Below are 14,524 nucleotides of genomic sequence, written 5' to 3'. Positions count from 1 at the left end.
CCTCCCATTTCCTTAACTCTATTATAGCTCTCTACTATTTTCTTCTTCTATTATGATATTTTAATACTCAATACTGATAAAAGTTGATTTAACCTATTAGAAATAGAGATTGATATTTATATGGTTATATATTTAAATGTATTAAGAGTGATGAGTATTAATAAATTAGCCCTAGATAGCCATAAAAATATTAGATTTGGAATACAGACCTTCTTCCACATTGGAGATAGTATAATCCCCTATGCCCACAGCCATAATTTTTATGAGATATTCTTTGTAACAGAGGGAAGTGCAATTCACTGGTGTAATAGTGTCCAAACACCAATAGAGAGTGGGTCTCTAATTTTTATTCGACCAGAGGATACTCACCAGTATTTAGATAGTACCCAAGATTTTGCATTCTACAATTTAGTTTTCTCTAAGGATACTTTTGATAAAATATTCTCCCTCTACGATAGGAAACTAATAGAAGAGAACCTACTAGATAGGGACCTTCCCCCAGGTATAAAACTAAACCAAGGGGATATTGAGATCTATAAAAGAAAATTTCAGCGGGATATTAGCACATTAGATCTAAAAATAAGAAGTTTACACAACGTAGAACTACTTACGTCCCTATTACCTCTATTTATAACTTCAAACTTTTATAAGGTTAATAGACAGCCGGATTGGTTTCAAAAGCTAACAATGGAGATAGAGAGGGATGCAAACTACACTAAAGGTGTAAACTACCTCTACTCTATTGCTACAAGAAGTAGGGAGCATGTTAGTAGAAACTTTAAAAAATATCTAAATGTGACACCTACAGAGTATATAAATCATAAAAAACTGATCTATGCATCAAACCTATTAATACAAACAAATTTAGAAATATTAGATATTAGTGATATGGCAGGTTTCCCATCCCATAGCCACTTCTATAATCTCTTTAAAAAAGAGTATAAAACATCCCCTAGAAAATATAGGGAGAAAAATTTACTATCTTATATATAGGAGTATAAAGTGCAGCAAATGGATTTTTTTATAGTAGGAACATATACAGAGAAGTTACCCCATGCCCCAAATGCCTGTGGTGATGGAGTAGTCATAATCAGTTTTGATAAAAACAAAGGAGTCTTAGAAATAAACTCTAAACTAGATATAAAAAACCCATCCTACTTATACTGGGATAGGGAGTATAAACAGATAGTATCTATAGCTGAAAATGAAGGAGATTTAGCAGGTTTACATACAATATCCCTAGTTGATAACCATAATATGAAGCTAGAAAACTCCCTTTTAAACTCTGGAAGGTCCCTATGCCACATTACTAAAAACAGTGTTACAGAGACCTACTATACAGCATCCTACGGTGACGGAAAGATATACAGTTATACTAGAGAAAATGGTACACTGATAAAAAAATCTGAACACTCCTATACAGGTTTTGGTCCCAATAAAGATAGACAGGAGAGTCCCCATGCCCACCAGGTAACAGTGGATTACAAACATAAACAGCTATATGTTTGTGACTTAGGTAGCGACTCAATTTGGATACATAGGAATGGGGATTTTAATAATCCAAAGCAGTTTAGGCTTCCTAATGGTTATGGCCCTAGACACCTAATAGTTGGCCCTAATCAAGACAACCTTTATATATTAAATGAGTTAAAACCAATACTTTGTTTAATAAAAATTGAGAGTGACGGATCTCTTAAATATCAATCAGAGATACCCCTAGTAGAGGATTTTGATAGTTTACAGGCTCCAGCTGCAATAAAGTTACACCCCTCTGGTAAAACTATAGCCTGTTCAAATAGATTTGAAGATAAAATATCCATATTCAACATTGAGAAAGAGTTTAAATTAGAATCAAGATTTAGCTCGGGTGGTAAAACACCAAGGGATATAGAATTCTCTAAAGATGGGGATTGGTTATTAATAGCAAACCAGGACTCTAGCCTTATTACTATAAAGTCCTTTAATTGTAAAACCGGTATTCCAAAGGAGGAGTGGGGTCTCCCCCTAAATATAGGAACTCCAGTCTGTATAACAAAGGAGTTGTAACAGAACTACTCCCAAGTACGTTTTAAAGCTACTTCAGGTAGGTCAGCTACCTGATCCTCTCCAATATTTAGAATAATGGAGTCCTCTTTAAATGATCTGATATTAATATTAGGAACAACAACCTCCCTTGTTCCAAAGATATGACCGGTTCTCATAACAATATGGGTAATAAAATCATTTTTCTTATTAACAACTAACTCATCAATGTGCCCAAGGTTTTTTCCATTAACATCCTTTACCTTAAGACCCTTTCTAAGTCTCTGCTCATCATCATCTACAACTTCTTTTGTAACTTCCACAACTGGGTTACCCTCATGCATTACATAGGGAAACATAGTGTAAGAGTGGAGCATTGTTGGATCAGCTCCCCAAAAGGCATATTGGGAATCCCCTGTAGGGACCTTAACAAACTCATGAACAATAAATTTAGGGAAGTCATTTAACTCATTGGCTGTCTTCTCAATTGTAACAACAGTATCCGATGTATAATCGATAATATTAGTTGAAATAATTATCTGATTACCATTATGTTTATTCTGAACAACAACATGGGTTACCTTCTCTTTTAAGGGATCAATAAGAAGTTCCTTTATACTTCCATACTCCCCATCCTTACATATAACTTTGGCTTTTAATGGAATCTTCATAACTATCTCCTATAAAAAGTCAATATATACCCTTCCGTAAAAAAGCATATATCGTGCTGTTCTACACAGCAAGTGCGGCACCTAATGCTGTCGCCTGCATTTCTCTATATTTACTATTGTGAGCCATTTTCTGAGGATCAAATGGTTCTCTAGTTTTTAGTATTGTATAAACTATGGTACTCATTTTTCTGGCTGTAGCTATAATACTTTTCCCAGAACCTTTATGTTTTTTCATATCTGTATACCTACTCATTAATCTGTATCCCATAGTATGTTTTTTACTTCTAATCATTCCCATTACAGTTTGTACAAATGCAGTTCTAAGCTCTACTGGTCCTCTTTTCGTTATATGACCATGATGTATTGTCATATTTGAGTTTTGAACCCATGGAACAAGTCCTGCATGTGCTGCATATTTTTTTGCACTACTGTATCTTTCAATATCATCAGTAAATGCTCTTATTGTTGATGCTGTTATTATTCCAACACCAGGTATTGTTTGAAGAAGTGCAACATCTTCATCTTCTTCAACCATTTTAGCTAAGACTTTTTCTAAAATCTTGACTTCTGATGATACCTGATCTATCGTATTAAGTAGCGGTCTTACCGCATTGGCGGCGTTTCCGTTAAACCTATGGTCTTCGAGACCCACAAGGATTCGCTGCCTCTCTTTTTTACTTTGCAACTGTCCTCTTTTGGATTCAATACCATATCCAAGTAATAGACCATGAACTTGATTTTTTAAAGAAACAACAGTTTTTACTAAAATAGATCGTGACTTTAATATTCTTCTGATATCTTCACTTTCCTGAGAACATAAAATCGACTCTGGAAGCATATCTTTTTCCAAAAACTCTGCTAATGTTCTTGCATCATGCTTATCTGTTTTCTTCACAGACTCATTTATAACTTTGAACTTCAGTGTATTCACAACTTTTACTTCAATTCCTGCACTAATCATTTTGTTTCTAAAAAATCTTGCATTTCCAGTTGATTCAACAGCAATAGATATTTCGTATCCTTGCTCTATCCATTCTTTAACCTGTTTTAAGAATTCTCCATACCCCGTTTTATTTGTTGGATACATTCCTGATTCTTCAATTTTACGATCTTCACTAAGTGAAAGTGTTGTAAATTGTGTTTTGTGTAGGTCTGAACCTATACTAAGTTTCATATATTGCCCCCTATATTAGACAGCTCCTGTACGGTTGATTAACTCCAATCTCCTATTCGGTCTCGCAGACCATTGAATGTTACGGCTACAGCTCTTCAATCTCCTTTGCGGTCTCGCAGACCAATAAATATGACGAACAGTAGCTTTGCTGTCTTACTAATTATAAAACAGTCTATCAACCAAAGGGGTTATATTTACTTTTTATCATTCCTCCTATATTCAATTCTACTTTTAATTATAATACCTATTTAAAGAAAATATCCATAATAAATTTAAAAAAATCGCTTTTTACAAAGGATGAAAAGAAACTATTACTCTGAATTATCTTAGGAAGATTTTTATATTTTGAGTAATTTTTATGCTGAATAAAAAAAAGCTCCCTTACAGTGGATATAAATTCGTCAGCCTTATAAATTTTATCTCTATCCATTGTTAAAGTCATTGCTACCTCTTCGAAAAAAGTAATAATTAAGACCTCGTAGGATGTATTTAAATCCATCTCTAAATAGTAGGCGATCTGGGGAAAGAGTTTTTCGAACATAAACCTTTTAGGATTAACATTTTTATACCCCATAACCTTAGCAGCTAATAGAATTCTATCATCCGCCGTTTGCAACATACTGGTTATATAGACAAGATCTTCTTTTAATGGAATTATACAGAACTCCCTTCCAACATAACCTTTTATCTTTTTATATGCATCAAAATAACCTAGTTGTAAGTGTCTCCTAGCCTTATCCCTATCAAAATCCAACATCGATCCTAGGCTTTTACTAGGTTCTATATATGTAACTTTAATGTCTTTGCTTTTTAACTTTCGAGTAATTCCTGGGGCAAATGTTCTAACAGCTATTAACTCATAAATATCTTTCATTGGAAGCATGTTTAGAGGTAGGTTATTTTTAAAACCACCATCAATATATGCCCCATCCATCTTATTATTGGTTTGAAAGAGGGGAAAGTTAGCACTTGCTATTAAATAGTTAAATAACTCACCCTTAGGAATATCCTCTTTAAAAAGTTCAACACTTTTAAACTCTGGTAGTTTTACAGTTACAATTCCAAGTTCAGTTTTGGACTTTCTAATTTTATCCTCATTAAAAATATCTAAAAAGAGTTTTTTCATACTCTCTATATCTAAACCTCGCCCCTTTATTACATCGGTAATAAAACTTGCAGCGTATTTAGTATTCTCAGGATTAAAGTGTCCCTTTCCAATACTTTTAAAAGTCTCCTCATCTATTCCGTAGGCAGAATTATTAGATGAGTAATACCACAAATCCCAGGCTTTTTTCCAATCCCCCTGGGCAATTAAAGCTCCATTTAAAGCACCAATTGAAGTTCCAGCTACCCCAGAAAAGTGATAACCCATTTCCATTAAAGCCTTATATACACCAAGGTGATATGCACCCTTTGCCCCACCACCTTCTAGAACTAAACCAATTTTTCTTTTCATGTAACAAACTCTCCACTATAATTATATAATATTTAACAAATATGGGGAATAAAATGATACTTAGTAAGTTTAGGGATAGAGTAGAGAGTATAAGTAGTGAGTTAGATTTTAATAGTGATGAATATTCAAGATTTAAAGAGTGGGAAAGAGTTGCTAAAATTGAAGATGTATACCAGATAAATTTATTAGAGTTATCAGAATCCTTAAATATAGATAGCCAAAGAATGTTAAAGAGCTTTATTACTATGGCAAAAAACGAGTTACTGGATATAAGCTGGGAGTACCACTGTCCATCCTGTAATGGGGTAGCCGAAGTTCATAACCACTTAGCTGAAGTTTCCAAATCCTCATCCTGTAAAATGTGCCAAGTAGATTTCTACAATATTTTAGATGAGAATATTGGTGTTGCATTTACCCCATCAGAGGAGTTTATCAAAATACCTAAAAAATTCCTTGAAGGTCTCGAAAAAATGAGGAAAATGGCAATAAATGGAAGCAGTGACCAGAAGATGGAGGTGGTCTCGATGTTAAAGGGAAAAACCTTTGTATCAGGTTTAGACTGCCTACATATAGAGGAGTTTAGAGATCTATTTGATGATGATAATCTTCCATTTGATGAGTCCTTAATGATAAAAAACATATCTATTCTATTTACAGATGTAAAGGGATCAACAGCTCTATACAACAGAGTTGGGGATGCTACAGCTTACAGATTAATTAGGGAGCACTTTGATATTCTCTTTAAAATAATTATAGATCATGGAGGAATAGTTATAAAGACCATAGGGGATGCGGTTATGGCATCTTTTAAAACACCTAGAGACTCAATATCCGCAGCTATACAGATACGTAGGAGTTTAAAGGAATACGATACTAAAATTGAGTCAGAGAAGGAGATCCTTGTTAAGATGGGTTTACATAAGGGTTCAACAATTATGGTTACTCTAAATAAATCCCTAGATTACTTTGGCCAAACTGTTAATATTGCAGCAAGAATACAGGGAGAGGCGAAAAACAATCAGATTATAATCTCTGAGAATATGTTTAAAGATCAAGAGGTAAAAAGCATTTTAAAAAGCAGTATAAAAACCCTAACAAGGCGTAGGGTTAAATTAAGAGGAATAGATAACAAAAGAGATATCTATATCCTAAATTTTAAAGATTAATTTAAACTTCGGTTTGTTAAAGTTTTATTATTCCCCGCTATTTTATAATAAAGAGGTTTAGGAAGTATTTTAACAGCGTAGTATATAATCTTATTAGCGATACCCGGTATTACAATAACTTTACCAGGTTTTAATTTTTTATAAGAGTAGGAAACCACATCATCTGCACTCATCCACCTTTTTAACCCTCTGTTTTTAAACTCATCCTCAGCGAGGTTCATATCCTTATGAAAGTCTGTCTTTGTAAAACCTGGACATAGGGATTGAACAACTATGTTAAAGGGTTTTAGTATCATAGATATGGATTCCGAATAGGTAGAGATAAAGGACTTTGAACCGGAGTAAAATGGGTCATGAAGGGAGGGAAGATAACCAACAAGGGATGAGACATTAACAACAAAACCTCCCCTATTATACTTTTTCATGCTATTTACCACATAGTGGGTTATTTCGCTTAGTCTAGAGATGTGTGCTTCAATCATTTTATGGGTAATATCAAAGTCTGTATTAAAAAAATCACATCTATTTGAAAAACCAACACTGTTAACTAAAAATCCAATCTCCCTAGAGCTATCTTTTACGTAGTTATCTAAAAAAGAGTTAAAAGACTCCCTACTATTAAAATCTACAATGACAACTTCAACTCTTACTTTATATCTCTCTTCTAAAAGCTTTCCATGTTTTATTATTATATCATCTCTTCTTCCTGTAATTATTAAGTCCCAACCCTTACTTGCTAATAAGGTGCTGTAACTTTTCCCTATACCACTTGTGGCCCCTGTAATAAGTGCTACCATCTACTCTCTCCCCCAATCTATCTCTTTTAATCCATTTTTTTTAAGAAACTTGTTACACTTAGAAAAGTGTTTACAACCAAAAAAACCTCTATAGGATGAGAGGGGACTAGGATGGGGAGCCTCTAAAATTAAGTGTCTACGACCTATTACTCCCTTTAATTTCCTAGCTTCCGCCCCCCACAACATAAATACTATAGGTCTCTCTAGGGATGAGATATACTCTATAACTTTTTTAGTAAATATAAGCCAGCCATAATCCTTGTGGGAGTTTGGCTCCCCTGCTCTAACTGTTAATACCCTATTTATTAAAAAAACACCCTGTTTACCCCAGGGTAATAAGTTCCCATCTGGCCTAGATACCCCCAGGTCATCTAATAACTCTTTATAAATATTTCTTAAAGATGGAGGTATTTTAATACTACTATCAACTGAAAAGGCAAGACCCTGGGCCTCATCTGGATTAAAATATGGATCCTGTCCAATTATTACACACTTAATTTTATCTACAGGAGTAATTTCAAAAGCTTTATAAATATTTGACTCCTTAGGATAAATTGTAAAGATTTCCCTATCCTTTGCTATTTTATCCTGTAAAACCCTAAAATACTCCTCATCTAACTCATTTTTTATAAATTGTTCCCACTCTACGGCCATTTACTCTCCTAGGTTCATTGACAAGATTTTCCAACAGAAGTATATTACATAACTGATTAATCATAAATAACTAATAATTATTAGGGGTGTATAAATGTCAAAAGCACATAGAGGCGCAGGTATCCGAGACCAAGTAAAAAGCGGAAGAACAACATGTCCACTTTGTAAAAGAACAGCTATTAAGGCTGTTTACGAAAACGAGCTAAACGAGAAGAAAGTTAGCATCTGTAAACAGTGTAACAAAGCTGTTAAAAACGGAAAATTAAAAGAAGCTATTTCAGCTCTTTAATTAAAATGAAGCCCTGTCCTGCAGGGTTTTTTTATTTATAAGGAGATTTATGAACAACTACATTTTCGCTACAATATATTTAACACTATTAACAATAGAGTTTATTACTCTTTATACATTAACTCTACTAAATATAAATTCAGTATTAAAAAATAGGGATAACATTCCTGATATTTTTAAATCCATAATTTCACCCCAGAAGTATGAAAAGAGCATCGCCTATACATTAAAAAAAGAGCACTTCTCTATTTTTAGATTAGTATTTTCCTTAATATTAACTGTAACTATCCTGTTTTCAGGTATTTTAGGTGGTATAGAGTCGATATTAATGGGTCTTACATCAAATAAAATTATATTAGGACTGTTATTCCTTGGAGTAGTATCACTTATATTAGGTCTATTTGATCTACCCCTATCCCTCTATTCAACATTTGTAATAGAGGAGGAGTTTGGTTTTAATAAGTTAACTATTAAGGCTTATATAGGGGATATGATTAAACAGATAGTATTATCCCTTGTTCTAGGAATAATTATATTAACAACACTATTTATATTTATGGATAAGACAGCGGATCTTTGGTGGTTATGGGCTTCTATATTTTTTATATCATTTCAACTACTTCTACTCGTTATATATCCTAATTTTATTGCTCCAATATTTAATAAGTTTAGCCCATTAGAAGATGGAGAACTAAAAATTGCCCTAGAAGAGATGGCAGTAAAGGCTAATTTTAAAATTAATGGTATATATGTTATGGATGGGTCAAAGAGATCAGGCCACTCCAACGCCTACTTTACTGGAATTGGTAGCAGTAAACGTATTGTGTTATACGATACCCTTATAGAGAACCTAAGCACAGAGGAGTTATGTGGTGTTCTAGCCCACGAAATTGGTCATTGGAGTAAGGGGCATATAAAAAAGAGACTAATATTAACCTTTATCTCTGTTCCCCTATCTTTTTTTATCCTCTCTTTAGCACTTAACTTTAAACCTCTCTATACAACATTTAATATGGTAGAGGGTACATATCATGGACTATTAGTATTAATGATGTTAATTTCTAGCTCTTTTACCTTCTTCTTTTCACCTCTTTCTAACTTACTCTCTAGAAAACATGAGTTTGAGGCTGATAGTTTTGCCAAGAATCTAAGGGGAGAGTCGGACTCTTTAATACAGGCACTTTTAAAGCTATCCAAGGATAATCTAAGTAACTTAACACCGGATAAAAACTATTCGGCATTCCACTACTCCCATCCCCCTGTAATTGAGAGGGTAAAGAATTTGAAAGATTTAGTAGAATAAGTGAATTAATATAAGCTTCTCCATAGTTTAATATTAAATAATGGAGAAGTTATGTATATAGATAATATTTTAAAAAACAATGAGAGAATGGTAGAAATAACCATGGAACTACATCAAAAGGGTGAAATTCCTGTTAACTCATGGGTAATAAACTTAGATCAGGTTGCAAAAAATGCTAAGGCTCTTAGTAGTAGTGCTAAAAAAAATGGACTATCCACATACCTAATGTCAAAACAGCATAATAGAAACCCATATATCAATGCATTAGCTATAAAAATGGGATTAAATAAAATTGTTGCTGTGGACTTCCAGGGAGCTCTAGCCTGTAGAGATTACAATATTCCCCTAGGACATGTAGGACACCTTAATCAGATACCTAAACACCTTATAGAGGAAGTTTTAAAACTTAAACCCGAAGTTTTTACTGTATACAATATAGAACACGCTTTATGGATTGATCTGTGTTGTAAAAAGTTAGGATATAAACAGGATATTTTAATTCGTGTATATAACAATGAAGATTATGTTTTTGATGGTCAGGAGGGTGGATTTCATGTTGATGAAATAGAAACATTTATCAACCAGATTAGTGGGTTAAAAAATATTAACATTGTAGGAGTTACCGCATTTCCCTGTCTTAACTACAACAACACCGCCCAGGAAAAAATTACCCCTACTTCAAATATTGGTGCAGTAAACAGAGCTTTAGAGATACTAAAAAATAGTAATATTGATATAAAACAGGTCAATATGCCTGGAAATACATCATCAAGTGAGATGGAGATACTTAAAAAGTTAGGGGCTACCCATGTAGAACCTGGGAATGCGGTTATAGGGACATCCCCCTCCCACGCATTTTATCAGGATTTAGCGGAATCAACAGCCATACTCTACTTATCTGAGATATCCCATAAGTATAAAGATAGATACTACGCATATGGTGGTGGTTGTTACCATACTAATTATAGCGATAAAATGTTTACATTTGTAGGAAGTAAGTGGGCTGAAACAAAAAAACAGGGGATGGTTTTATACAATCACAGTATAGTACAGGATATAGACTACCATATGCAGCTTATACCTAATAAAAACCAGAAAATAGAGATAGGAGATAGTGTAATTGGAGCATATAGAACTCAGATGCATATGACAAGAAGCTACCAAGTTGCAATCTCTGGAATTTCTGGGGAAAGACCCCTTAAAGTACACTATATTTTAGATAATGGAAGGAACCCACTAAATAGTAGGTTACAACCTGTAAAGCATATAGATGTAATAAATGATATAGATAAACTTTTAGAGAGCTACTAATTATAAGGTTAAACTTAAGGAGGTATAGGATTGTCCAGATCCTGGTATCTCCTTTACCTGGGATTCAAACTTAATACCAACCTTAGAACACTCTTCCCCTAAGTAGGATAGATAGAACATTCCTAGATCAGACCCATCACCACCAGAACGCCTATAAAAATCGGTTAATGATTGTTTTCGAACTTTAGAGGCCATCTGTTGATCAACCTTCTCTTTTAACATCATAACTTCGCTCTCCTTATTAAAGACAGCTACTTCAAACCTTTTTTTTGCGCTTATTTTAGTTTCAGACTTATCAAACTTATAACTTAATGAGAAGTGATTCCCCTTATCCTGCATCTCTTTTAAAAGGCCTACTCTAGCTTCAGGCTCTTCTAGGATGTCATTATAAGCAAGGGTTGGATACATCATTTTAATATACTCTTTAAGGTTCCTATTTTCCGCACTATTTAGAAGCTCCATTAACATTAAAGAGATGTACTCGGAGATCTTATTTCTACTCATAAACTCAATTAATAGCTGGGATATCTCTAAAATTAGAATTTCGTAGGTTGGGGCATCCTTAAACTTAGAGAGAATAAACCATGTAAATGATCTTAGAGATGTTAGATACTCACTACATAATAGGGACTGGCTTGTAATCTCATCCTCTGTTAATGTATCATTTTTATATAAGTCCTTATGAACAGCTAGGGTTAGGGTCTCTTTTACAGACTTAACAACATCCTTATTCTTCTCTAATAACTGTCTTAATACAGTCTCGTTTATATTTGTTTTTCTATCTAATATACTACCATGGTTAGATCTATTCCAATTTTTTATAAGTTCAGAATCCATAACAATATCAAAAACCATCTCATCAAATCTTTTAACAAGGAAACCAAAAACATTACTCTTAGTCATTGATAATATATCCTGTCTCTTAGATGTAAATTCAGATCTTGAGATCTCTATCCTTGATAGATACCCTATTGCTATCATGTGCTTTACAGTTTTATGATTATATTGATTTAAAGCGATCCCGTACTGTGTACTATTATCCGGCATCTTAAATTTATTCATAGGCTTTTTATTTTTAATAAAAAAATCAACACCTTGATCTGAAAAAAGTAATTTAACCGGCAATTCTATTAGGTTTGTATCCACTTCTACCATTATCCCCTACCAGTGTTCCATATTGTGAACATCTTGAAAAGATTTCCTTTCTTTTTTAATTTCAGCAGTATCACCCTTATATCCTAAGGCTAACAAACAGTATACACGCATTGAAAACGGAACTGTTAATAACTCCCGTATCATCTCTTCATTATACGTAGTTACAATACAAGATCCTAGCCCCTCATGTTCAGCTTGTAACATCATAAAAGATGTAGCTATACTAAGATCCATATCATGGGCATTTTGACCATTTGGCATAACATAGTTAATATTTGTGGTACATACAGCTACTATCTTATCGGCAGTTTTGATAACATCTGCACCAAAACATGCTTCTAGTAACCTATTTTTTCTATTTTCTTCAGAAATTATTATAAATCTCCAAGGCTGTCTATTCTTTGCAGATGGAGCAAGTCTCCCCGCCTCTACAATACTATTAACTATAGACTCATCAATACTTTTATCACTGAAATTTCTACAGGATGAGCGTCCCTTTATTAAATCTATAACTGCCATAAATGAAGTCTAACATATCTTCTAAAATCATGGAAATGTTTTTAATTCATTAACAGAACTTTTATCAATTTTGTTTATGTTTTATTGACCCAATTAAATTGTTAACTTATGCTAGGTTAATGCTAAAAAAGATTCTATTATACTCAATTATTCTTCTACAAACCCTTACTCTATACTCTAGAGAAAATGTACTTATTGTAACTACTAAAGAAAACTCCTATCAAAAGTTTAAAAACATTGTGGATTTAAATAGTAAAAGCATAAATTATGATGTGGAAGTTATTCTTGTTAAGGATAAAATTGATGAATCAGACTACCAAGGCTCAAAAGAGTATTTAAATAATCAGATAATAACCCCACCTCTTTTTAGTTTTTATATAGATGAAGTTGAAAATAACAGTATTAAACTATACGGTTTTAGCAAAAAATTCAGGCCCCCATTTAAAGTAGCAAAAATCCTTTTATCGGAGTTAAATCTAGAAAAAAAGATTGCAATGGAGTTCCCACTCTACCTAACATCCCTAATACGTAGCCCAGAAATACAAAATATATATGGGGAATACAACATCCCAATACTTATTATTAGGGGGGAGATCGATCCTGACATAATACTAAAAACATTAGAAACTGATATCAATTACGAAAACATTCACACCCACTACTATATACATATTTTTTTTGACAAGGTTTTTTATATAAACGAGTCCTATATTTTATACTCATTCCTTATATTCACATTTTTAGTACTTCTTTTAATAAACTTATACTCAAAAAAAGCTAAATTTCACTTGAAACACAATAGGAAATATCTATTTACAATACCCCTAAAAATTTTAATGATCTACATATTCTATTTTATATCAAGCCTGGTTATAGAGTACGTTGTTACCCTGTCGGGAAATAGTGATTTTTTAGTAGAATTTCCTAAGACAATTTTTATTATTAAACATCTTATTCTATTTTTCATATATGGGATCAGCTTTCATATAATTAAAGACTCATCTTTCTCAAAGTCCCCATATTTTTATAGTCACTCTAGTTTCTATCTATCAACACTTATCTACCTTACTTTCTGCTTTATATTCCTACCCCTTGGAACATTTTTTATGTGGCAAGTTGTTATAGTTATGTTATATATAAATAGTAAAACCATGGCTATGAAAAAGACATTTGTAATTTTAAGTCCAATTGTTATATCCCTAATATTTTTAAGATTTTTAAATGGTAGTTATAGTTTTTTTGTAAATATTTTTAACGGTTCTTCATTTACAGGTAATATTATCCTTACAATTCTTATTTGCCCATTTATATTCCTTCAGGAAAGTTATTACAGGTTTACCCACAGAAGACAGAATAAAATTGCCCACACTGGGGATATTATACTAAGTATTATTACACTAACTGTAACTATCACTTTAATAGCAATTATATTAGAACTTAAATAATGACTAAAAAAGTTATTGACAAAAACTTAATTTAGAAGGAATATAGATTCAATTAAAAACGCTATATATAGTGTAGGAGCTACAAAAAAGTTATGAAATGCCCCCTATGTGGATTAATACAAGATAAGGTTCTAGAGTCTAGACAAAACAGCAGTGGGACATCTATACGTAGAAGAAGAGAGTGCTCAGCCTGTAGCTACAGGTTTACATCCTACGAGAAAATAGAAGAGTTACCATTAATGGTTATAAAACATGATGGGAGACGTCAACCATTTGATATTAAGAAAATAGAGAGGGGCCTTAACAGAGCTGTAGAGAAGAGACCTGTACCCCAAATGGTAATAGAGAAGGCTCTACACAATATAGAGGATGAAGCAGAATTAGGAGGTAAGGCGAACCATGAGATATCTTCGGATTTCCTAGGTAACCTAATTCTTTCTAAGTTAGCGGAAATTGATAGAGTAGCATATATTCGATTTGCATCGGTCTACAGAAAATTCGAGAGTGTAGATGAGTTTATTGAAGAGATTAATAAATTAAAAAGTTAAAAGGAGTTACTATT

Annotated in this window: 15 protein-coding genes; 8 read left to right on the top strand and 7 right to left on the bottom strand. The window is 33.0% G+C overall.

The genetic code is table 11. The features are described 5' to 3' along the window. Positions 1–150: 150 nt before the first annotated feature. Together EW093_RS12675 and EW093_RS12670 are read left to right on the top strand one after the other, a co-directional pair. The gene (locus EW093_RS12675) at positions 151–993 is read left to right on the top strand and encodes an AraC family transcriptional regulator (RefSeq protein WP_187759705.1); all 843 of its coding nucleotides are present in this window, start codon (positions 151–153) and stop codon (positions 991–993) included. 18 nt (positions 994–1,011) lie between these two features. Next, positions 1,012–2,046, top strand: coding sequence for a lactonase family protein (locus EW093_RS12670; protein WP_149568770.1), 1,035 nt, complete (start codon positions 1,012–1,014; stop codon positions 2,044–2,046). A 5-nt stretch (positions 2,047–2,051) separates the two neighbouring features. On the opposite strand, the gene EW093_RS12665 is transcribed toward EW093_RS12670, so the two are convergent. The 3 genes from EW093_RS12665 to EW093_RS12655 form a co-directional block, all read right to left on the bottom strand. After that, a complete protein-coding gene (locus EW093_RS12665; RefSeq protein ID WP_149568769.1) occupies positions 2,052–2,693 on the bottom strand; it encodes a PRC-barrel domain containing protein in 642 nt (213 codons plus the stop codon). Between the two features lie 61 nt (positions 2,694–2,754). Continuing rightward, positions 2,755–3,867, bottom strand: a complete 1,113-nt coding sequence (locus tag EW093_RS12660; RefSeq protein WP_149566950.1) for an IS110 family RNA-guided transposase — start codon at positions 3,865–3,867, stop codon at positions 2,755–2,757. Between the two features lie 244 nt (positions 3,868–4,111). Continuing rightward, positions 4,112–5,323 carry a patatin-like phospholipase family protein gene (locus EW093_RS12655; RefSeq protein ID WP_149568768.1) on the bottom strand — a complete coding sequence of 404 codons (1,212 nt, stop codon included), beginning with the start codon at positions 5,321–5,323 and terminating at the stop codon, positions 4,112–4,114. A 53-nt stretch (positions 5,324–5,376) separates the two neighbouring features. On the opposite strand from EW093_RS12655, the gene EW093_RS12650 reads away from it, so the two are divergent. Next, on the top strand, positions 5,377–6,489 hold the full coding sequence (locus EW093_RS12650; RefSeq protein WP_187759704.1) for an adenylate/guanylate cyclase domain-containing protein: 1,113 nt from the start codon (positions 5,377–5,379) through the stop codon (positions 6,487–6,489). Here the strand turns inward: EW093_RS12650 and EW093_RS12645 are convergent. Together EW093_RS12645 and ung are read right to left on the bottom strand one after the other, a co-directional pair. Then, complete coding sequence (locus EW093_RS12645; protein ID WP_149568766.1) at positions 6,486–7,286, bottom strand: SDR family NAD(P)-dependent oxidoreductase; 801 nt, start codon at positions 7,284–7,286, stop codon at positions 6,486–6,488. The genes EW093_RS12650 and EW093_RS12645 overlap by 4 nt on opposite strands. Further along, complete coding sequence (ung, locus tag EW093_RS12640; RefSeq protein WP_149568765.1) at positions 7,287–7,940, bottom strand: uracil-DNA glycosylase; 654 nt, start codon at positions 7,938–7,940, stop codon at positions 7,287–7,289. 94 nt (positions 7,941–8,034) lie between these two features. Here ung and EW093_RS12635 point away from each other — a divergent pair, with 94 nt between their 5' ends. Genes EW093_RS12635 through EW093_RS12625 form a run of 3 tightly spaced genes read left to right on the top strand, consistent with a single transcriptional unit; the run spans position 8,035 to position 10,843 of the window. Next, the gene (locus EW093_RS12635; protein WP_149568764.1) at positions 8,035–8,229 is read left to right on the top strand and encodes a hypothetical protein; all 195 of its coding nucleotides are present in this window, start codon (positions 8,035–8,037) and stop codon (positions 8,227–8,229) included. 49 nt (positions 8,230–8,278) lie between these two features. After that, positions 8,279–9,532: a M48 family metallopeptidase gene (locus EW093_RS12630; RefSeq protein ID WP_149568763.1), complete on the top strand. Its 1,254-nt coding sequence runs from the start codon at positions 8,279–8,281 to the stop codon at positions 9,530–9,532. 51 nt (positions 9,533–9,583) lie between these two features. Next, positions 9,584–10,843: an alanine racemase gene (locus tag EW093_RS12625; protein WP_149568762.1), complete on the top strand. Its 1,260-nt coding sequence runs from the start codon at positions 9,584–9,586 to the stop codon at positions 10,841–10,843. On the opposite strand, the gene EW093_RS12620 is transcribed toward EW093_RS12625, so the two are convergent. Together EW093_RS12620 and EW093_RS12615 are read right to left on the bottom strand one after the other, a co-directional pair. After that, positions 10,844–11,989 (bottom strand): DUF8084 family protein, encoded by a 1,146-nt coding sequence (locus EW093_RS12620; protein WP_149568761.1) that lies wholly within the window; start codon positions 11,987–11,989, stop codon positions 10,844–10,846. Positions 11,990–12,004: 15 nt separating this feature from the next. After that, on the bottom strand, positions 12,005–12,517 hold the full coding sequence (locus tag EW093_RS12615) for a nitroreductase family protein (RefSeq protein ID WP_149568760.1): 513 nt from the start codon (positions 12,515–12,517) through the stop codon (positions 12,005–12,007). A 119-nt stretch (positions 12,518–12,636) separates the two neighbouring features. Between EW093_RS12615 and EW093_RS12610 the strand changes: the two genes are divergently transcribed. Both EW093_RS12610 and nrdR read left to right on the top strand, forming a co-directional pair. Beyond that, positions 12,637–13,962, top strand: a complete 1,326-nt coding sequence (locus tag EW093_RS12610) for a hypothetical protein (RefSeq protein WP_149568759.1) — start codon at positions 12,637–12,639, stop codon at positions 13,960–13,962. Positions 13,963–14,054: 92 nt separating this feature from the next. Next, positions 14,055–14,510 (top strand): transcriptional regulator NrdR, encoded by a 456-nt coding sequence (gene nrdR, locus EW093_RS12605; RefSeq protein WP_149568758.1) that lies wholly within the window; start codon positions 14,055–14,057, stop codon positions 14,508–14,510. Positions 14,511–14,524: the final 14 nt, after the last annotated feature.

This window comes from Thiospirochaeta perfilievii, assembly GCF_008329945.1.
Classification (GTDB): Bacteria; Spirochaetota; Spirochaetia; order DSM-2461; family DSM-2461; genus Thiospirochaeta; species Thiospirochaeta perfilievii.
This window is presented reverse-complemented; position numbering and strand designations above follow the sequence as displayed.

Bases quoted from the DNA above. Each gene is read 5' to 3' on its own strand.
- EW093_RS12655 (WP_149568768.1), bottom strand. From the start codon at position 5,323: ATGAAAAGAAAAATTGGTTTAGTTCTAGAAGGTGGTGGGGCAAAGGGT.
- EW093_RS12675 (WP_187759705.1), top strand. From the start codon at position 151: ATGAGTATTAATAAATTAGCCCTAGATAGCCATAAAAATATTAGATTT.
- EW093_RS12625 (WP_149568762.1), top strand. From the start codon at position 9,584: ATGTATATAGATAATATTTTAAAAAACAATGAGAGAATGGTAGAAATA.
- EW093_RS12650 (WP_187759704.1), top strand. From the start codon at position 5,377: ATGATACTTAGTAAGTTTAGGGATAGAGTAGAGAGTATAAGTAGTGAG.
- EW093_RS12635 (WP_149568764.1), top strand. From the start codon at position 8,035: ATGTCAAAAGCACATAGAGGCGCAGGTATCCGAGACCAAGTAAAAAGC.
- EW093_RS12665 (WP_149568769.1), bottom strand. From the start codon at position 2,693: ATGAAGATTCCATTAAAAGCCAAAGTTATATGTAAGGATGGGGAGTAT.
- EW093_RS12610 (WP_149568759.1), top strand. From the start codon at position 12,637: ATGCTAAAAAAGATTCTATTATACTCAATTATTCTTCTACAAACCCTT.
- EW093_RS12645 (WP_149568766.1), bottom strand. From the start codon at position 7,286: ATGGTAGCACTTATTACAGGGGCCACAAGTGGTATAGGGAAAAGTTAC.
- EW093_RS12660 (WP_149566950.1), bottom strand. From the start codon at position 3,867: ATGAAACTTAGTATAGGTTCAGACCTACACAAAACACAATTTACAACA.
- EW093_RS12630 (WP_149568763.1), top strand. From the start codon at position 8,279: ATGAACAACTACATTTTCGCTACAATATATTTAACACTATTAACAATA.
- EW093_RS12615 (WP_149568760.1), bottom strand. From the start codon at position 12,517: ATGGCAGTTATAGATTTAATAAAGGGACGCTCATCCTGTAGAAATTTC.
- nrdR (WP_149568758.1), top strand. From the start codon at position 14,055: ATGAAATGCCCCCTATGTGGATTAATACAAGATAAGGTTCTAGAGTCT.
- ung (WP_149568765.1), bottom strand. From the start codon at position 7,940: ATGGCCGTAGAGTGGGAACAATTTATAAAAAATGAGTTAGATGAGGAG.
- EW093_RS12670 (WP_149568770.1), top strand. From the start codon at position 1,012: ATGGATTTTTTTATAGTAGGAACATATACAGAGAAGTTACCCCATGCC.